This window comes from Streptococcus loxodontisalivarius, from assembly GCF_016908645.1.
GTDB lineage: Bacteria > Bacillota > Bacilli > Lactobacillales > Streptococcaceae > Streptococcus > Streptococcus loxodontisalivarius.
The window spans coordinates 1-19,073 of the sequence record NZ_JAFBEH010000017.1; the positions used below are offsets into that span (position 1 = coordinate 1).

19 protein-coding genes and 1 other annotated feature are annotated in these 19,073 nt (G+C 41.5%); of the genes, 6 read left to right on the plus strand and 13 right to left on the minus strand.

Features of this window, described 5'->3' with window-relative positions; all coding sequences use genetic code 11:
- The 8 genes from JOC28_RS04795 to JOC28_RS04830 all read right to left on the minus strand — a co-directional run.
- Positions 1-939: transposase (locus JOC28_RS04795; protein WP_205009556.1), on the minus strand; the 939-nt coding region annotated here is incomplete at its 3' end.
- 128 nt (positions 940-1,067) lie between these two features.
- Positions 1,068-1,925 carry an SDR family oxidoreductase gene (locus JOC28_RS04800; protein ID WP_205009508.1) on the minus strand — a complete coding sequence of 286 codons (858 nt, stop codon included), beginning with the start codon at positions 1,923-1,925 and terminating at the stop codon, positions 1,068-1,070.
- 55 nt (positions 1,926-1,980) lie between these two features.
- Positions 1,981-3,324, minus strand: a complete 1,344-nt coding sequence (locus JOC28_RS04805) for a lanthionine synthetase LanC family protein (RefSeq protein WP_205009509.1) — start codon at positions 3,322-3,324, stop codon at positions 1,981-1,983.
- 35 nt (positions 3,325-3,359) lie between these two features.
- Entirely contained in the window at positions 3,360-4,103 is a 744-nt protein-coding gene (locus tag JOC28_RS04810; RefSeq protein WP_205009510.1) for an amino acid ABC transporter ATP-binding protein, read from the minus strand.
- Complete coding sequence (locus JOC28_RS04815; protein WP_205009511.1) at positions 4,096-4,797, minus strand: amino acid ABC transporter permease; 702 nt, start codon at positions 4,795-4,797, stop codon at positions 4,096-4,098. The genes JOC28_RS04810 and JOC28_RS04815 overlap by 8 nt, the downstream gene beginning before the upstream one ends.
- Before the next feature lie 17 nt (positions 4,798-4,814).
- Positions 4,815-5,660 carry a transporter substrate-binding domain-containing protein gene (locus tag JOC28_RS04820; protein ID WP_205009512.1) on the minus strand — a complete coding sequence of 282 codons (846 nt, stop codon included), beginning with the start codon at positions 5,658-5,660 and terminating at the stop codon, positions 4,815-4,817.
- Positions 5,653-6,423: an amino acid ABC transporter permease gene (locus tag JOC28_RS04825; RefSeq protein WP_205009513.1), complete on the minus strand. Its 771-nt coding sequence runs from the start codon at positions 6,421-6,423 to the stop codon at positions 5,653-5,655. The genes JOC28_RS04820 and JOC28_RS04825 overlap by 8 nt, the downstream gene beginning before the upstream one ends.
- 119 nt (positions 6,424-6,542) lie before the next feature.
- Positions 6,543-6,837, minus strand: a binding site (T-box leader).
- 312 nt (positions 6,838-7,149) lie between these two features.
- Positions 7,150-9,489, minus strand: a complete 2,340-nt coding sequence (locus JOC28_RS04830; RefSeq protein ID WP_205009514.1) for a carbohydrate-binding domain-containing protein — start codon at positions 9,487-9,489, stop codon at positions 7,150-7,152.
- 157 nt (positions 9,490-9,646) lie between these two features.
- On the opposite strand from JOC28_RS04830, the gene JOC28_RS04835 reads away from it, so the two are divergent.
- Positions 9,647-10,540 (plus strand): LysR family transcriptional regulator, encoded by an 894-nt coding sequence (locus JOC28_RS04835; RefSeq protein ID WP_205009515.1) that lies wholly within the window; start codon positions 9,647-9,649, stop codon positions 10,538-10,540.
- A 130-nt stretch (positions 10,541-10,670) separates the two neighbouring features.
- Here JOC28_RS04835 and JOC28_RS04840 read toward each other — a convergent pair whose 3' ends face one another.
- From JOC28_RS04840 to JOC28_RS04850, 3 genes are read right to left on the minus strand one after another with little or no spacing between them, the layout of a single operon-like run.
- Complete coding sequence (locus JOC28_RS04840; protein WP_205009516.1) at positions 10,671-11,651, minus strand: alpha/beta hydrolase; 981 nt, start codon at positions 11,649-11,651, stop codon at positions 10,671-10,673.
- A 37-nt stretch (positions 11,652-11,688) separates the two neighbouring features.
- Positions 11,689-12,210, minus strand: a complete 522-nt coding sequence (locus tag JOC28_RS04845) for a cyclophilin-like fold protein (protein WP_205009517.1) — start codon at positions 12,208-12,210, stop codon at positions 11,689-11,691.
- Positions 12,211-12,212: 2 nt separating this feature from the next.
- On the minus strand, positions 12,213-13,112 hold the full coding sequence (locus JOC28_RS04850; RefSeq protein WP_205009518.1) for an alpha/beta hydrolase: 900 nt from the start codon (positions 13,110-13,112) through the stop codon (positions 12,213-12,215).
- A gap of 224 nt (positions 13,113-13,336) precedes the next feature.
- Here JOC28_RS04850 and JOC28_RS04855 point away from each other — a divergent pair, with 224 nt between their 5' ends.
- From JOC28_RS04855 to JOC28_RS04870, 4 genes are all read left to right on the plus strand, one after another.
- Positions 13,337-14,497: a low temperature requirement protein A gene (locus tag JOC28_RS04855; protein ID WP_205009519.1), complete on the plus strand. Its 1,161-nt coding sequence runs from the start codon at positions 13,337-13,339 to the stop codon at positions 14,495-14,497.
- An 11-nt stretch (positions 14,498-14,508) separates the two neighbouring features.
- Positions 14,509-15,081: a TetR/AcrR family transcriptional regulator gene (locus JOC28_RS04860; RefSeq protein ID WP_205009520.1), complete on the plus strand. Its 573-nt coding sequence runs from the start codon at positions 14,509-14,511 to the stop codon at positions 15,079-15,081.
- Positions 15,082-15,216: 135 nt separating this feature from the next.
- On the plus strand, positions 15,217-16,164 hold the full coding sequence (locus JOC28_RS04865) for an NADP-dependent oxidoreductase (RefSeq protein WP_205009521.1): 948 nt from the start codon (positions 15,217-15,219) through the stop codon (positions 16,162-16,164).
- Between the two features lie 222 nt (positions 16,165-16,386).
- On the plus strand, positions 16,387-16,758 hold the full coding sequence (locus tag JOC28_RS04870; RefSeq protein WP_205009522.1) for a GFA family protein: 372 nt from the start codon (positions 16,387-16,389) through the stop codon (positions 16,756-16,758).
- Positions 16,759-16,843: 85 nt separating this feature from the next.
- Here JOC28_RS04870 and JOC28_RS04875 read toward each other — a convergent pair whose 3' ends face one another.
- Both JOC28_RS04875 and JOC28_RS04880 read right to left on the minus strand, forming a co-directional pair.
- Complete coding sequence (locus JOC28_RS04875; protein WP_205009523.1) at positions 16,844-18,265, minus strand: alpha/beta hydrolase family protein; 1,422 nt, start codon at positions 18,263-18,265, stop codon at positions 16,844-16,846.
- A gap of 9 nt (positions 18,266-18,274) precedes the next feature.
- Positions 18,275-18,466 carry a hypothetical protein gene (locus JOC28_RS04880; protein ID WP_205009524.1) on the minus strand — a complete coding sequence of 64 codons (192 nt, stop codon included), beginning with the start codon at positions 18,464-18,466 and terminating at the stop codon, positions 18,275-18,277.
- An 82-nt stretch (positions 18,467-18,548) separates the two neighbouring features.
- Here JOC28_RS04880 and JOC28_RS04885 point away from each other — a divergent pair, with 82 nt between their 5' ends.
- Complete coding sequence (locus JOC28_RS04885) at positions 18,549-19,073, plus strand: TetR/AcrR family transcriptional regulator (protein WP_205009525.1); 525 nt, start codon at positions 18,549-18,551, stop codon at positions 19,071-19,073.

Genomic DNA, 19,073 nt, shown 5'->3' on the forward strand with positions numbered 1-19,073 from the left:
GGTATCCGTTGGATTTGGAAAGATATCGTAGGCAAGGACATATTGACCATTGGTGGCAGCTTGGACATTATAGCCAGGTTTGAGCTGACCATTCCCCATGTGATCCTCTTTCATCCGCATAAAGGTAGCATCATGATCTGTTTTAGAGAAGGAATTGCGTTCTTGGAGGATTTCTCTAGCCTCTTCATAACGATGCTTACGAGGGAGATAATCCTTTCTCAACTGGTTACGGAGTTTCTTAATACGACGTCGCTTCTGTTTATTGGCTGACCCACCCTTGATGACTTTGGGTTCCTCAGAAATAGCCTTCTCAACCTCAGCTAAGGCTTCCTCAGTTTTTTCAAGCAATTCTTCTAAACCTTGGCTAGTTTCACAATCTTCTTTAGACAGGGCTATGTTCACACCTTCTTGAACCAGCTGGTCATAGAGTTCTGAGAGTTTCCCATTTAGAGCAGCTTCATATTTAGCAACAGCCTTTTTCCAAGTAAAGGTATAAAGATTGGCATCTGCTTCCAATTTTGTACCATCAATAAAGAGAGCTTCGTCTTCAATCATGCCATGTTCACGCATGAGGAGAGTGAAGTAGATAAAGGCAGTCTTAATCAGGTTGTTGGCATGCTTACTAGAACGAAAATTATTGATGGTTTTGTAGCTGACATAGGTATCCTGACTCAGCCATTTCATGGGAATCACTTCCTCGTTCATCTGCACCATTTTACGACCAGAAAAGACCTGACGGGCATAAGCAAAGAGAGTCATTTTCAGGAGCATGGCAGGATGGAAGGCTGGGCGACCAGTATGAGACTTCTCTTCTAGTAAAACGTGACTAGGAATACTATCCACAAAAAGACTAATGAGTCTAGCCTCGTGTGTCATAGGAATATCGTAGGCAAGATTTAGTTCTAAACTGAGTTGATTTGTGTTATACTCTTTATACATGATCATGGCTTTCTAGTTGTTTTGTGGATATTATAATTATAAACCATGACATTGGAAAACGAGCATCTCCGACTGCGGAAGTGCTCGTTTTTTTCTATTCTGAAGCTAGTTTTTGCCCAGCCTCTTTCTTAACTCAACACTTCTTTGATAGCATCCACTGTTGACAACTGCGGATGTCCCAGTAATTCTTCTAGGTCACTGTGTGCGACTTCCAGCTGGTGATTGCGGATGTCATTTTGAATGCCTGCTACGATATCGATGACCGGCTCAGGAAGTCCCGCTTTTTCAAGGCTAGCTTTGTAGTCCTCAATAGAGAGTGATACCACATCAAAGTCAGCATCTGTCGCTTCTTTGGTTGCTGCTGCCAATTCGGCATAAGTGATTTGTTTACCTGCCAGTTCATAGATTTTATTTTCGGTAAATGGCTGCGCTGCTGCATTGGCAATGGCTTCACCATACTCACGGCGGAGTGCCCAACCAACCTTGCTGTCACCAGCTGCATAAACAAATGCTTGTCCTACTGCTGCCGCTTTCAAACTTTCCAATTCATTTTCAAAATACCAATTATTGCGCAAAATCTTATAGTTCAGACCAGACTCTTTAAGCAATTTCTCCGTAGCTATATGGTCTGGTGCCAAAATTGCCCTTGATTGGTCACCATTTGAGATACTGGTGTAAGCAATATTAGCTACACCAGCTACCTTGGCTGCTTCAATCACATTTTTATGTTGCTCCGCACGCGCCACCTCTTGACCAGGTGCCCCAGACACAAAAATCAAGGTTTCAATTCCTGCAAATGCTTTTTCCAAACTCACTGAATCAGAGTAAGTGCCAATACGAACATCGTAACCCGCCTCTACAAAAGCTCTGCCTTTTTCCTCAGAACGTACTAGAACCGCTATCTGATCGGCAGGTACTTTTTTTACTAACTGCTCCAAAATGGCAGTACCTAGACCACCTGTTACACCTGTTACTAAATATGTCATATCTCTTCTCCTCGAATTATTTTTTTGAATATGTTCCTAATAAATTTCTTGCTAATCAATAGGTTGATGGGAATGGGTCATCAATAATACGTGACACCTTGTAGTCCCCTTCTAATAAAGAATAAAGTTGAAGTAGGACTGAAGCCACACCTGCTGCTCCGTCGTAAAATCCGATTGGCGCAGAAATGTTATCGGGTTCCAAACGCGTGTAAGCTTCGTTCCATTTGATACTTTCTTGTCCGTTTTCTTCATTCAAATCACCATCTTTCACAAGTTGAATTGCTGTGCGTTTCGCAAAATCAAGGTAAATATCCTTTCCAGTCACTTGGTAAACACTAAGAAAGGCATTGAGGAAACCTGCGCTGCCGCAACAATAAGCAATCGTATGCCAGAAGCCTTCCGAATGTTCCTCAGGAGCGCCCAAATCAACAATGGACTGAATAAGTTGCTCAATCTCTGACAGATTCTTATCATCTTTACTTACCTTGTAATCTTCATAAAGGTAACGAATGAGACCTGCATTACCACCACAATAACCAAGATAATGCACGGGATTCTCATTTTCTTCATTTGGTAAATCATGCGGTACCGTAATGGTCTTGTCCTGATACTCATAGATGGCATGGTAAAAATCTTTAACACCAGCTGTCGCATCCAAAAAAGCTTTATCATCACTTGCTTGGTAAAGTTTTAGAAGAGTGTAAGCTACACCGCCAGCTCCAATTGGGAAACCTGGAATAATCTTGCCACCAAAGGATGAACCTTCAAAGTAGCGCCCACCATCTTTATAGTCAATACCTTTATTTAGCAAAACACGCCCTGTTTGTAGAGTGAAATCACGCCAGTCTTGGCGGTCAAATTGATCTGCTAGCGACAAGAGTTCAAGGAAAATACCAGAATCGGCCAAAATCCCAAAAGAACCTGTCCAGTAACCACCAATTCCATCATCAGATGCCTTAACATCAGCAATAATCCCATCTACGACTTCTTCAATGAAAGTCTTGTAAACTTCTTTTTGAGTGAATTTATAGAGTTCAGCCACGGCGAAGGAAGCACCAGCATAACCTGTCGTAAAAGCCCAAGGCGAGAATGCCAGACTCAATTCACGCGCTTCTTTCCAACGATACTGAATATAAGAAAAGGCTGCTTCCGCATCTTGCAAATACTGTTCATTGCCTGTCACCTCATAATAATGAAGCAAAAAGTGAATGATACCAGCAGCACCAGAGTAAAGGGAAATGTCATCGAAATAGGGATCTGAATTAGCAGAGCCTTCCAAAGAATAACGGATACCATGTTCTGTTTCAATACGTTTTGATTGGATGTAGTTATAAGCACCCTCAATAGTTTTCAATAATTGGTCAGTAGTAATGTCTGTAGTAATAACTGTTTGTGTCATAGTAGTCTTCTTTCTAAATTAATCATTTTTTCATGTCATTGATATCGCACACGACGGAGGAAGGTTTTAATACGAGGATTTTCTGTTTTATGAAAAATAGCTTCTGGTGTCCCAGAGTCAACAACTTGCCCCTTTTCCATAAAGACAACTCGGTCAGAAATGTCGTGAGCAAACTGCATTTCATGAGTCACGATAACGATTGACTTATCAGGATTTTCCTGCGCAATTTCTTGAATTAAGTCCAAAATATCGCCAATCGTCTCAGGATCTAAGGCTGATGTCGGTTCGTCAAAGAGAATGACATCCGAATCCAGTGCCAAAGCTCGGGCAATGCCAACACGTTGCTGCTGACCACCTGATAAATGATGCGGATAGGCATGTCGCTTGTCATACAAGCCAACTTTTTTCAGCAGTTTTTCCGCAACTTCCTTGGCTTCTGATGCCTTTACATTACGTGCAATTGTCAAGCCTTCGGTAATGTTTTGCAAGACTGTCTTATTGATGAAAAGAGCGTATTCTTGGAAAACCATTGCTGTATTTTGTCGAATTTCCTTGGCTTCATTGCGACCAACCTTGGGAAATCGAATTACCTTATCGTCGTAAGCAATTTCGCCACTATCAGGAATATTAAGCAAATTCAAACAACGAATGAGAGTTGTCTTCCCAGCACCACTCGGTCCAATAATGGAAACAACTTCTCCTTTTGGCAAATCAAGCGATACATCTTTGAGAATAGTATTACCCGAAATGGTCTGATTAAGATGGCTAATGCTAATCATGTGAAAATCCTCCGTGGAATGAAATTTGGGAAAGATGTTTGAAGATAAAGGTCACAGCTAAGCAGATTCCCCAGTAAACGATAGCTGCTGCGATATAGGCTTCCAGGTATTTGTAGTTAATTTGGCTAGCAATGAGTACTGCATTGAGTAAATCTACAACGGAAACTGCTGAAACCAGCGCAGAACCCTTAATCAGATTGGTAATGATATTACCAAAAACGGGAATACTAGACTTAAAAGCCTGCGGCAAGATAATCCGAAAAAGGGTCTGTCTCTGACTAAGTCCAATGGATGCTGCTGCTTCCCATTGATTTTTAGGAACCGATAATAGACTGGCACGAATAGCTTCCGACACATAGTTAATGGCAAATAGTCCTAAGACGATGATGGCAATCCATTCTCTAGGAAAATCACTGAAACGCCACTCTTGCCCTAAAAGATGACCCAGAGCTGGCACCGCAGGAATTGTCACCAAATAAACAATCGTCAGCGTCAAAAGTAGCGGAACGCTGTTAGAGATGTTCGTCAACCACTCAAAGAGGCGTGCCCAGAAAGGAACCTTATAGAAGCGGATAAGTGCAATCGGAACACCGATAATAAGACCTAGCACGAAAGCCACCAAAGTCAGATAAAGCGTGAAAGGAGTGTACTCTAGTGCTACCTTTATACATTTCCAAATAAACTGATAATCCATAGAAGTCCTCCTGTATTCTAATTTGTGTAGTCTCCGCCAAGGTATTTTTCAGAGATTTTTTGCAAAGTACCGTCTTCCTTAAATTCTTTGAGGACTTGGCTGACAGCTTCGTTGAGTTCATCCTCGTCTTCATCATCTTTGCGGAAGAGATAGTAAGTTGATGACTCATTGACAGCAGTGTCAGAGACTTGATAGTCAGAGCCTAACTGCTGATTGGTGTAGTCAACCGTGTACTTAGTTGCCAAGGTTGCATCAACTGTCCCATTTTTAAAGTTTTCAAGCAGAACTTGGTCGGACCAAGATCCATAAACAATCTCAAAAGCACCTGGATTTTCTTCCAAATAAGCTTCCAGAATAGCTGGCGCATTTCCTCCTGCGATGGCATAGACTTTCTTACCTTTCAAGTCATCCAGAGACTCATAGCCACCTGTCAAAGATTGGATATGCAGGTCATAGTTGGTGTAGCCAACTTGACTGAAATCATATTCTGCACGGCGTTCTTCATTGGTTTCAATCTGGTTAGCAATGATATCAATTTTGCCATTTTCAAGAGCTGGAAAGAGATTTGAAAATTCGTAGTGTTCGATTTCAAATTTGTACTGTGGTAGTTCATCGTCAATAGCCTTAAGCAAGGCAATTTCATAACCTGTGTCATTACCGTCTGCATCTTGATAAACGAAAGGACGAAAGTTGGATCCTGTTCCAATAACAACTGTCTTAGCGTCAGCATCATTACTAGCATTATCATCCCCTGCGGCACTATTGCTTGATAAGCCATAGTAAAGGCCTCCACCAATCAGAGCCAAAATAGCAAGGCTCCCTAAACTTTTTTTCCAATTCCATTTGCTTACTTTTTTACTCATAACTCAATTCTCCCTTTTTGATAATCGTTTCTTTAACTGGTTCAAGCTGACTGGTCACACTTTCCTCAATCACATGATCACTTACCTCATCTGCACTTTCTTCATTTTGAAGGAAAACCTTGAAGCCAATGTGGATAGCAATGCTCAGCACAATGAAGATAAAGGCGGCATCGAGATTAGCTTCAATTTGGTGTGCCGTATTGGCTCCGACCAGCTGCGCCTTGCCCATGATGTCGTAAATGCCCAAGTAAGTCGCTAATGAAGAATTTTGCAAAAGCGATACAATGGACAACTCCAAATTTGGCAAGATTTCCTTAATCGCCTGTGGAATAATGTAATTCTTATAAGTCTGAACTTTAGTCATTCCAAGTGAATAGGCGGCATCAAACTGATTTTGCGGGACATTAGCAATACTGGCACGAATAATCTCACCCATATAAGCTGCTGTATTTAAACTGTAAGCAATATACATGAAGGTCAATTTACTCACACCAGAAGTGTCAATCCCTACCAAAGATAGTAAATAAGGCACTCCATAGTAGACGATGAAGAGTTGCACAATCACTGGCGTCCCTTGAATAAAAGACGTGTAGACAATTGTCAACTGATTGAGCAAGGGCACCTTCTCCAAACGAATGATTGCTAACAACAATCCCAAAAGTAACCCTGCTATCGTAGAGACGATAACGATGAAGAAGGTTATCGGGAAAGCTTTTATGATCTGTGGAAACAAATCCAGCAGATAATGAGAATCAAAAAACATACACCTCTCCTTATTTTGTCAAATGAGATTAGCAACTTAGTACTAGCAAGACTCCCTTTCTACTTTAGATTTTGGATGACAAAAAGCACCTTCGTCACCCTGCTACTACTTGCTAGCAAGATAAGGACGAAAGTGCTTGTTTCCGCGGTACCACCTTATTTGAGAGTTACTCTTATTCAACTCTCCACCTTTAGGTACATTTATAAATAACTGTTTCATATTTTCTTTTGATTGCAAAGATACTCAGTTAAGATATACCCAGGCTCTATAACGGGAGCTCCCGGATGAATCTCACTCATGCTCAACTCATCTCGCTTCAAGACCATATTCAATCGAATCAGACGACCACCTTTCACCAAACGGCGGCTCTCTGCGCATCCTCCTCAGATTTACTCATCTTTTTATCGCTGTTGTTTTATTTAATTGTTGGACTTATTATAGCTCGGAAAATCCCCCTTGCAAACTCTAAATTTTTTATGGCTGGCTATAACTTTTGCTTATAAAGACAGTCCTAAGCAGAAAGATTTTCCTGAGAATAGTATCAACTAACGATTAGAGAATATTGAGGCAGGAAAACCAAGAAATCTGGCATTATGCAGGTTTAATCGCAGTCTTTACTCTATGCTTTGTTGCTTGGACAGACTTTATCTTTATTCACAATCGTTTTGACCAAACAAGCAACTAAAAAGACCTCAGCCTAGTTTTATCTAAGCTGAGGTTTTTTAATTATTTCTGGTGTTTACCTTTTTTAAAGACTGCTAGTGATGAAAATCCCAGCATGGCTAGTCCTAAGACTGATAGCCCTGCACTGTTTTCTGTTCCTGTTTCAGGAAGGCTACTACTGTCTGACTGAGATGCTGTCTTGCTTGTTGAGGTCGATGAGCTAGTCTTTGTTTTTTGACGACTTGAGCTGCTTGTTGTCGTTTGAGGTTGCCCTGTCTTTTTAGTCGCTTTTTTAGAGATATTTGCCTGCTTAGTGGCACTTGATTGAGCAAATGACTTCTCATTTGCACTTGCTGAAGCTATTACTGTTTCTGCTACTATTGTTTCAGAACTTGCTGTGCTTTCAGTTGAGGTCGAACTTTCTGATGTTGCTGTTTCTGATGAACTAGAATCAGCAATTTGACTGTCTGTAGCCTCAGAGTCAGCAGTTGAGTTAGCTTCTTCAGAAGTTGCTTCTGGATTTGTCATCGTCTCACTCGTGTTAATTGCAGGTGTGCTGCCGTCTGGAAGTGATGGTGGGGTCGTACCATCTCCAAATGGGTTTGTTCCATCTGGCAAAGCTGGAGGCGTTGTTCCGTCACCCATATTTGGAGGTGTCATTCCTTGACCACCAGGTCCCATACCCATATTTGACTGGGTTTCTGTGGTTGATGTTGCTGTCGCTGAATTTCCTGATGATGTCGAAATGGTGTAGGTTTCGCCATCTACGATATCAGCTGAACTGAAGACAACATTTGCAAAGGCTACATCTGCGACTGTTGTAGCAATGACATTTCCAGAACTGTCTGTCACAGTAATGGTATCACCTGCATTACCTGACACATTTGCCATAATATAGTCTTGAGTTGAACCTGTTGAGAATCCCTGAGCCATACCAGCTTGACCAATCGCCCAAGCTGTACCACCTGTGATAATAGATGTCCCATCGTAGTCCATAGCTGCATTGTCATCTGTTGTTGAATAAGTTTCTAGTGTTCCACCTGTAATGTTAATATTACCATTACCATCAAGTCCGTCACCATCTGCAACGACAGTCGTTGTTCCACCATTGATATTGATGACAACCGTTGCTTTATAAGCATCGTCAGAAACAGTCACCCCATCCTCATAAAATGGATCCTTGGCTACAATACCATCATCACTGGCACGAAGAGTTGAGGTTCCACCGTTAATGGTAATGCTCTTTCCAACATAGGCTTCATAAGATGAAGTCACAGTTACTGTTCCACCATTTACCGTAAGAGCATTCCCAGCATAAACACCTTCAGTAGCTGAAGATGTCGTTCCCGCAGCAATTGTGATTGTACCATCGTTGATAGTCACATTTCCAAGACTGGCATCAGTCGTATTGAGGGCATAGATACCTGAACCATCCGTATCAATACTAATCGTTCCACCATCGATAGTGATAGAGTCCGTCGCATAGATTCCATAGCTAGTCGTATCAGTAATGACAAGATTACCATCCCCTTGAATGGTCAGATTAGTTGCAGTAATTCCTGAGTCACCACCGGAAATAGTCAAGGTTGTCCCTGAACTGAGGACAAGAGTATTGGTACCTGAACCGTTAAAGCTGACGCTACCATTTTCAAGAGTCGTATCTTCAAAAATTAGAGTGACTGCCTCAGTAACCGTTTGGTCAACAACAATCGTAATACCATCTGCTGAACCAGAAATCAGATAGGTACCACCTGCCGTTACCGTTACGGTATTGCTTGTCACGGTTACAGTTTCAGAAGTCGTGCTTGCTGTTGAACCATCTAGTGTAATCGTTCCAGTCACTTCTGTCACATCAGTCGTGTCCGTTGAAGTCGTATCAGCTGTACTTGTGCTTGCTTCAGTCGTTAAGCTAGTTGCTCCCTCACTTGTTGTAGCTGCACTTGTTGCAGTTTCTGAGCTAGCTTGACTAGTAGCAGTCGAACTGTCTTCTGAACTTTCTGAGCTTGCACTTGTACTGCTTTCAGTAGTTGTAGTTTCTGAAGTAGCTTCACTAGAGTCAGTTGTGCTGGTTTCCGAACTTGTACTTGACTCGCTACTTGTCTCAACTGTACTGCTTGCTGATGTTTCAGTCGTATCCGATGAGCTTGACGCTTCTGTACTTGTCTCAGTAGATGCCTCAGTCGTTGCTGCCTCATCCGAATCAGTGCTGGTTTTGGTGTTAACAATAGCAGAGCTATCTGTACTTGTCGTCTCATCTGCAGAAACTAGCTGACCCATACTCACCATAGATAGAGTACCTGCCAAGATAATACCAGAAACCAAGCCCTTTTTAGACTTACGTTTCCTCTCATGCCCCTGCTTGACTGCCAAGTGTTTACCGTTAAAAAGTGTTTGCTTATTCATTTCCAATTCCTTTATTCATTTACATTTTGTAAACAGAATAAACAAGGAGACTTAAAAATCTCTTAAGGAAAACTAGAAAGAGTCACAGCTTTCTCAGTCTTCCCAGAATATTATGATATACTAACAGAAAAAGAGACCTTTACTAGGAGGAAGCTTCATGGATATTCGTGTCCTCAACTACTTTGTCACCATCGTTCAGACCAAGTCTATTTCAAATGCTGCGCAGGCACTCCATATTACCCAGCCGACCCTCTCACGGCAAATCAGAGATTTGGAAGAGGAATTAGAAACCGTCCTCTTTCACCGAGGGAGTCGTGAAATTCAGCTAACTGAAGATGGGCAATATCTCTACAATCGTGCCATTGAAATTCTCACCTTGGTCAACAAAACGGAGCATAGCATCCGCCATTCTCATGAAGTCTCAGGTGAACTCTATATCGGTATGGCAGAAAGTCAATCTCTGGATATTATCGCAAAAGCTATCAAACACCTAATTGATAAATATCCTGGCATCAAGGTTCACACGCGCAGCGGTAACGGAAATCGTATTCAAGAAGAGCTGGATCAGGGAATCTTAGACTTTGGCATCACCTTCGGTCCCTACGATGATAGAAAGTACGATAGCCTGCCAATCAAAAATCGTGATCAATGGGGTGTCCTCCTACCAAAAGGACATCCTCTGACGCAGATTGATTCTCTTGAACTCAAAGATATTATCAACTATCCCCTCATTGTATCAGGTCAGTCCAATATCGACTTTACAGCCCTAGCTGGCTTGGGAGACTATGAGATTGTTGCCACCTACGACCTCCTCTTCAATGCGTCACTACTAGTCAAAGAAGGGCTGGGCATTGCACTCTGTCTGGGAGGTGTTATCCCAACAGACTACGACCAAAGTCAACTGGATTTCGTCAGCTTCGCTTTGGAAAATACAGACCCTCTACAAGTCATTTGGACAAAACAGAACAGACAATCCGCACTTGCTAAGGCATTCTTAACGAGCCTTGAAGAAACTCTAAAAGAAAACTATAGTGAATTGAAGAAAGGTTAGGACGTCGTTAAGTCGCTTTGATGAACACCAGTTCTATCAGCAGCTCCTTGCCTAGTCCTATTCCTTTCTCAATCCACTATAAGGTAGAAGACAATCTTCTACCTTAATTTATTTATAGAGGAGGAAATTTTTAGTTGAAAGCTTTCTTGAAGAAGTCTTCCAATTTGTCAAATGGGATAGTATCTGTTCTGTCATAGAAGTCAACGTGTTGACCTTTTTCAAGGACATAGAGTTCTTTTGGCTCTTTGAGGCGGTCAAAGGTTGCTAGTGAGAAATCTTTTGAGTGTGCTTCTTCAGAAGTGACGAGGAGGACTGGACGTGGAGAAATCTCATCAATTCTTGCAGTTGCCTGAAAATTCATAAAGGAAAGATTTGATGTGGCAGTGATATTTGCTCTAGCATGCTCATGCCAACCACGTTTGGTTGCATAGAATGAGAGGAATTCTGTTGGGACTGGTGGAAGATCAGCTGGTACTTGATCAAGCGGTGCTTCTGGATAATTGTAGTCGAAGGCGCTGCTTTCTTTTCCAAAATCATCCCAACGTTGCTGGCTGAGAGCTGCTACCTGCTCAGCACGTTCTTGACCAGTTGCAAGACCTGCCAAAGAAGGGATGTCGTACATAACGCTAGTTGCCACTGCCTTGATACGGGCGTCCTGAGCTGTCGCACCCAATGAGAAACCACCTGAAGCACAGATACCGATAGCCCCAATCTGGTCACGATTGACAAAATCAAGTGTGCCAAGGAAGTCAACTGCTGCACTGAAATCTTCAAGGTAGGTATCAGGAGAGCCAACATAGCGAGGTTGTCCACCTGAGTAACCATGGTAGGCTGGATCAAAAGCAAGAACAACAAAGCCTCGTTGTGCCATCTCATTAGCATAGACACCAGGACCTTGCTCCTTAACCCCACCAAATGGAGGTCCTACTACAAGTGCTGGAGAACTTGTCGTCTTGTCCAAATCTTTAGCATAGTAAAGGTCTGCTGCAATCTCAACCCCATAACGTGTTGGATAGTAAACCTGCTCACGGACAACTGTCTCAGCAAGGTCAAAAATATAGTGAATGTCTGCTTGTGGTGTGCGGTCTGCCGCAAAAAGTGTCTTAGTCATTATGTTCCTTCTTTCTTGTTTTGTCCATTTTATCATATTAGTCAGCCAAACGGATGCTGACTTGTGAGCTGTCACTCAAGCCCTGAATGGCGTCAAGAGCGTCTTCTGAATCAAAGTGACCCATAACATGAATGCCAGAATAGGCACCAACATTCCCATAGTAGAAAACCAAACGCTCATCAGGTGACCAGTAGCCAATATCCAAGGCCTGCGGGTCATCACTATTTTCATCGTCATTATAGTCCAATGGCTGAGCTAGGTCTGTGATTTTCTCATCAAAACCTGATGCAAAGTCTCTAAATGAAAGATTTTCAAGCGGCAACTGTTCAAGCAAAGACTGGCTAGCTTGACTGTCATCCAAGGTTGCTGTGTAATCCACCCCATCAATGGTCACGATAATCTGATGTGTCTGACCAGTCGAACTTGAACTGCTTTGGCTAGATGAACTAGACTGACTGCTAGATGACGAACTGTCATCTGATTGGCTGGCATTCGAGTTGGCACAGGCTGTCAAAACCAGCGCCAGCATTGCCATAATCAATACTAAATATTTTCTCATTATTAGTCTCCTAAGATTTCACTTGCGATAGTTGGTGCAATCAATTCTTGGTCGCTCGTTGCAAAACCGTGTGTACCACCACTAACTGTTGTCAAGGTAGCATTTGGGAAGGTTTGAGCTGCACGTTCTGAGTAAGAGATGTTAACAAGATTATCAGCATCACCGTGGAAGATGTGAACTGGTCCGCTATAAGTCATGTGGTCGTAGATATCCATATTGTAAATATCAGTAAAGTAACGGCTACCGACAGTCAAGCCCATAAGGTTGTAAGTGTCTGGAATGTCACTTTCAGATGCAAAACGGTCTCTAGCATCATCAAAGAGTGAGAAGGCTGGGTAGAGAAGGAAAACGCCTGCGATTTGATCTTGCTCTTCTTCAGCAACCAAGGTTGTCACAACACCACCTTGACTAGCACCCATAAGGTAGATTTGATTTTTATCCGCAAAGTCTTGTGTTTGAATCATTGACAAGGCATCTTTCAAATTTTGTTCCTCAGTCAAGACTGACATATCTGTCATGTCACCCTCACTTTGACCTGGTTCATAACCTGTACCACCAGAAAAGTCAAAGCTATAAACAGCAATACCTGATGCCGCCAAATCCTCTTGCAAGGTTTCTTCTTGCTCATGGTTACCACCAAAACCGTGACTCAAAATTACAGTTGGCACAGCTTCGTCTGTATCAGGCAAAAGAGCACGTCCGTAGATGCGGTTACCATTACTTTCAAAAGTTAATTCTTGTTCTGTCACTGTATAGTTTCCTTTCGCTTGAGATGAACTTGTTGAGCTCGTTGAAATAGCAGAGCTAGCTGTTGATGAAGTCGAAGATGACTGCTGAGAACAGGCTGTCAAACCTAGTGCTAAACCTGCCAATACTAAACTTGAAATAAGTAATTTTTTCATTTGATTTTCCTCTTTTGTTTTGTTGAGACTAGTATACGACAGAAAAAGATCTATTACAAATACTTATACAAAATGATTTGCATGCTTAATAAGCATGGGTTTGAGAATAGCAAAGCTGGCGGAAACTGTCAAGGAATCTTCCTTTAAATCCGTCCTAATCCTGTGATATAATAGGTAGGATTATATGCAAACAATCTAGTTTCAAACTTTACTTAGGAGGAATTATGTCTAAAAAACTCGCCAAAAGGGTTTCCAACTATGAACTCTTTTTTGATTTGTCTATGGTCATGGCTATTTCTAGTCTGACCTCGTCTATTCACGTTGATCACTTGGGATTCAGCAATATCTTTGCCTTTGTTATGACTAATGTCATCCTGCTCAATGTCTGGTACAATGAGCTTTTCTACTATAACAAGTACGGTGATTCTCGGACTGCTGATATTTTTACTGTCGTGGCTCTCATGTTTGTCATGGGAAATCTAGCTCTCAACTTTAATATTGAGATGGATAATATGACGGCTGGTAGCTCCATGGTTATCTGGTTCAATGGGCTTTTGATAGTCGCCTATCTGATTATCGCTCTGCAATTTTTCCTCAAAGGAAGAAAGCTGGGCTTTAACGATGATATCAAGGTGCATATCTTGAGACTTCTGCTTGCAGCAGCTAGTCTGATTCCCTTTGCCATTGGGCTGATTGGGGTTACTGACTTGACTGCTATTATCTATCTGATACCTTTTGTCAACCACTATGTCATCCGTTTTGACCATGAGGCGGAGCGAGCTGGGCTTAACTTTCCTCACATGATGGAAAGGATGCAGCTTATGACCATCCTTGCCTTCGGTGAGGCCGTTATTGCCATCATCAAGACTTATCCACTCTCAAGCCAACCCATCAATGGGATTCTGCTCTTTCTAGCTATGGCTTTTCTCTTCATGTTCTACATGTCGCAGACCTTCCTTAGTGTCGACCATCACTCAGAACGTGAGGCCAGTCTCCTTTTCTTCGCACACCTCTTTATCTTCTTGGGGATTAACTTCTTCACGGTGGGAATTGAGTTTCTAGCTGACCATCATCATGCCAGCATGGGACACTGGCTCTATCTGGCTGGGGTCATGATATATTTTATCGGCGTTCTCTCGACAGCCCACTATAATCAAGACCTCTACCGCCTAGACGCTAAGGGTTGGCTTAGCTTTATTTTCCTTATCTTGCTTGGTGGCGCAGCCATTTTCCTAGCAGGTGAGCATATCTGGCTTCAGGGTCTTATCGTTATCATTTTGGGAAATGGTATCTCTCGCCTAAACATGCTCTTTCGTCGAAAAGTGCGTGAACGCAACAATATCGCTCACCCAGACCCAAGTCAAAATCTCCGTGATTTTTCATAGAAGGATAGCCTATGACTACAGATTTAAGAATAAGTAAAACCAAAGACGCCATTCGTTCAACCTTTCTAAACATCCTAGCTCAGAAAAATTTCGAGCAGATTACCGTCGCTGAGTTAAGCAAAGAAGCTAATATTAGCCGAAAGACTTTCTATGCTCACTACTTAGACAAATATGATTTAGTTGAAAAAATAGAGGCCGAAATGTCTGATGAGTTCAGCAAACGACTATGCAAACTCAATCCAAACCAAATGCCAATTACTATTTCAGAAGAGGAAGCTATCAAAAGACTTCTTCCCTTGTTAGATTTTATCGAAGAAAATCTGGATTTCTTTGAACTAGTTGCCGAGAAAAAAATTGGTTTTAGTTGGTATGAGGACGTTATGGGAACTTATATTGATGAACTAAGCAATTCTCTTTATTGTCAAAATAATAGCTGGATCGATTACCAAAAAGATGTAATCAAGGCACTCTCAGCCTCTAACTGGAACCGTTGGGTCAAAACTGGACGACAAGAAAGCAAGGAAGATTTTGCCCGCTGGATGGTAAATACTAACCGCAATTTTTTCTTTAACTATGGCCAATAAGAAACAACTAGGAAGGAAGTGTTACTTAAGTAACACTTCCTTTCTAGTTGGGAATTGTCTTTAAGTCCCAAAGTAGCTATACTTAATTCATTAAGAAGAGCACAGCTCTTATAAATTGATTGGAGAAAGTAATCTATGAAAAAAATCTTATTAAATCAATATGGCTCTGTTGATGTCATGCAGATGACTGAAACAAACATTCCAAGCTTAAAACCACAGGAAGTTCTTATTAAAACAGTGGCTATCGGGGTCAATGACCCTGATATCATTATTCGTGAGTATGGCCCATTTCCTACTATGCCTAAAGAAATCAAACCAACTCTACCTCATTCACTAGGGCAAGACTTCTCAGGAATCGTCGAAGCTGTCGGCTCGAAGGTCAAGAATGTCAGAGTTGGCGATCATGTTATCGGTATGTCCTTTATGAACACCTACTCTGATTACATCGTTCTCGACGAAGAAAAGACACTAGCACTTGCCAAAGTTCCCAAAGAACTTGACCTACTTCCACTAGGAGGATTTCTAGTCAGCATCGCTACTGCCTATGCGGCAACAGTTCGTGATGGTCAGGTAAAAGCAGGACATCGTGTCCTTATTCACGGTGGTTCTGGGGGAGTTGGTAACCAAGCTATTCAGCTAGCTAAAAACGCTGGCGCTTATGTTATTGCCACAGGTTCTGGACAGGGCCTTGACGATATGTTGGCTTTGGGTGCCGATCAGGTCATCGATTACCGCAAAGAAGATTTTACTCAGATTCTGTCTAACCTGGACTTAGTCGTCAATCTGACTGGTCAAGAAACACTCGATAAGAGCTACGATTTGGTCAAACCAGGAGGTATCATCACTTCTGTCAATGGTGCTATCAATCAGGAACTAACTGAGAAGCTAGGCATTACTGGGATCTACTCTATGGGATTTATAAGCCCTGCTGAGCTTGAAAATGTTATCTCACTCTACCAAGAAGGCAAGCTCCGCCTTCTTATTGACAAAACCTACCCCTTTGATCTTGACCATATCAAACAAGCCCATCTGGATTTTCAAGCTGGGGGCAATAAAGGAAAGAAAATCATCACATTTAATTAAAAGAGAACAACGTCCTTCACCAGAGAAGGATGGCAACTTCCTACTCAAAGGATTTTACAATCCTGATACTGAACATTATCTCGTCCACTATCTCATCGACTTTGGAAAGCACACCAAGGTTTTACAGCCTCAGTCACTTAAAGATGCCTACCTACAAGAATTACAGATATATGATAAGTAAGTCATTTCCATGCTATAATAAACTTGAAAGCGAGGTATCCTATGATTACTGGATCATGTTTATGTAAAGGGGTCACTTATGAGGTCACGCGCCTCAATGGTCCTATTGTCTTCTGCCACTGCTCTTTCTGCCGTAAGGCAACGTCGTCAGCTTTTTCAACCAATAGCTTGATTGACAAGGAGGCCTTCCAACTCTTGAGCGGGAAAGACTTGCTAGCAACTTATGAGTCATCTCCTGGGAAAGTCCGTACTTATTGCCGCAACTGTCACTCACAGATTTTCCACGAAAAAGATGACCAAGCAGGGCTTCTGACCCTAAAACTTGGCACTATTGATAGCTGTGACCAAGACCTATCAGTTATGGAGCGCAAGCACATTCACCAAACTGAAAATCTCCCTTGGTTGGAGGAGTGAAACAGTCTAGGGATAGACTGTTTCAGGTCAGCAACCGAAAATAAAAACCGAACTTGAAAATCAGACAAGTTCGGTTTTTATATATCTAGATCTGACTTTGAATAGTCGTCCATGTTTGCTGCAGGTTAGCCTGCTCTTCCTGTGGAGCTTGACTGATAGCTTCTGTCATTTCTTGCTTTAACTGCTCTAGTGACTTAGTTGACACATAGGTTTTCAGTTCATCAATAATTTCTTCTTGATAAATCACCAAAGAACCATAAACTGTATTATCTACATTCTCATGTGCTGAAAGCTGTGGACTCTTTCCTTGATAACGTTCTAAGAGAAGCAGAGCTTTTTCCGTACTCAGTACTTCTGTCTGACCTAGTCCTTTTTCAAACATACTTGTCAGGTAATAACCATAGAGAATTGTTTTAACTTCCTCTGTGTCCGTCTGATTATGGCTATTTTTTGCGCTAACCTTACCATCATCAATAATATTGATACTGAACTGACTATCTGTACGGTAAGGTAAGTCAAACTCAGATGGCAAGTCAGAAAAGTTATATTTGACAGTCGAGACAGAGCCAGCAGGCAATTCTTCTTCCAATGAATGCGACAATATTCCTGGATAATTATCTGGGAGTCTTGTTGAAAAATCATCAGGTAAAGTGCCGTCATGCTTGTCATAGGTATAAGTTTTAGATGTTGTATCGACTGGCACAAGCATATCGCTAGTATAGTGAGTAATTACGATTGGACTTGAAAACATCTTAGCAAGTCCTAGAGGAGATAATTCTGTCCACTTATCAAAGTCATCAAGTGACTCAATGTAGTCATTATTCTTTGTAAAGCGTGGAACTGACATGGCAACATAAGGAATTGGCAAATCAAACAATTTCCAGTTTTTATTGATTTCATTTGCAGCTAGAAAATGCTTTTCAAAATTGAAATAGACATTTGAAACAGGGGAGTTAGCAATTGCAGCGACATTGCCCAGTTGAAGACCATCCAACATCAATGTCATGTATCCACCAGCACTTCCACCGACAAGGGCTATGCGCTCCTTATCAATACCCTCCTTATTTCTCAGCGTGTAGAGAGCTGCATTGTTAAAAACTAAATCATCACTGACAAGGACTTCATTATAGGCACTGGTAAATTCATCAGGAGAAGCAACTGCCCAGCCATTTGAAAGATAAGTCTGCCACTCGACACTCCCCTCATCCAAGGCATAATGTGGAACATATACCAGTGGGATGTTACCTGTCGCATCCTTAGGTCGATAGTATTTAATTGGTCGCTGCTCGACTTTCCCTTCTTTAGTAATATAGGAAACCGAAATCACTTCCTTATCAACCTGATCCATAGTAATTAGGGTTTCTCTTGATTTGGGTTGCATAGCAAATCCAACTGCCGAATCCAAACCCAAAGTATTGAGGGCTTTTAAAGCAAAGGAAACTAAAAAGGCTAAGAGTAGGACAATAACGAGAGCCACTCTTTTCATTATTTTTTTAACTCTTTTCATGGTCCCCTCCTAAGTGGTAAACAGTGCTTTTAGAACAAAAATGGCAGCTAACTGTCCTAAAATAATAGCTAGTAAAAGCAATCCCATAAAAATGAGAATCTTTTTTGATTTTGGAGAGATAAAGTATTTTTTCCAATTTGAAAACATCCAGTAAAAACCTTTCTTGACGAAACCGTCAGCATTTTTTGCAATATGTAACAAGTGTAACACACCTCTGCTATAATAGATATGAGATAAACCTCTCTCAGCAAAAATGAAACAAAATAAGGATATTTGTAACATCATGAACAATCAAGAAAAGCAAAGTTATGCTAAGCAAGAATTAACCTCTGGACTCATTCGTCTATTGAAAGATAAGGATATTCATCAGGTCTCCGTCAGTGAACTAGCCAAAGAATCACAAATTAGTAGAGTATCTTTCTATCGTAATTTTGATAGTATGGAGGATATCTTGCATCAGGAAACTAAAAATCTGATGACGAATTGGTATTCCGAAAACAAAGTAGCTTTTGATGAGGATAACAAGGGGAACAATCGTAATGACCTCCTCTTATCAAGTTTGTTTGGACATCTAGCAGAGCACTCTGACTTCTATCTCGTTTTATATCGACAAAAATGTCTTCATTTTATTATCCCTATCCTTCAACCTCTCTTGATACCTCAAACGGTACAAAGTAACTTTGAATCCTACTTATCTTCCTTTTACTTGTATGGCATCTACGGTTGGATTGTTGAATGGCTTGAGCGTGGTATGATTGAATCTTCAGAAGAAATTGAAACTTGGCTTAGAGCTAGAATTATTGGTTAA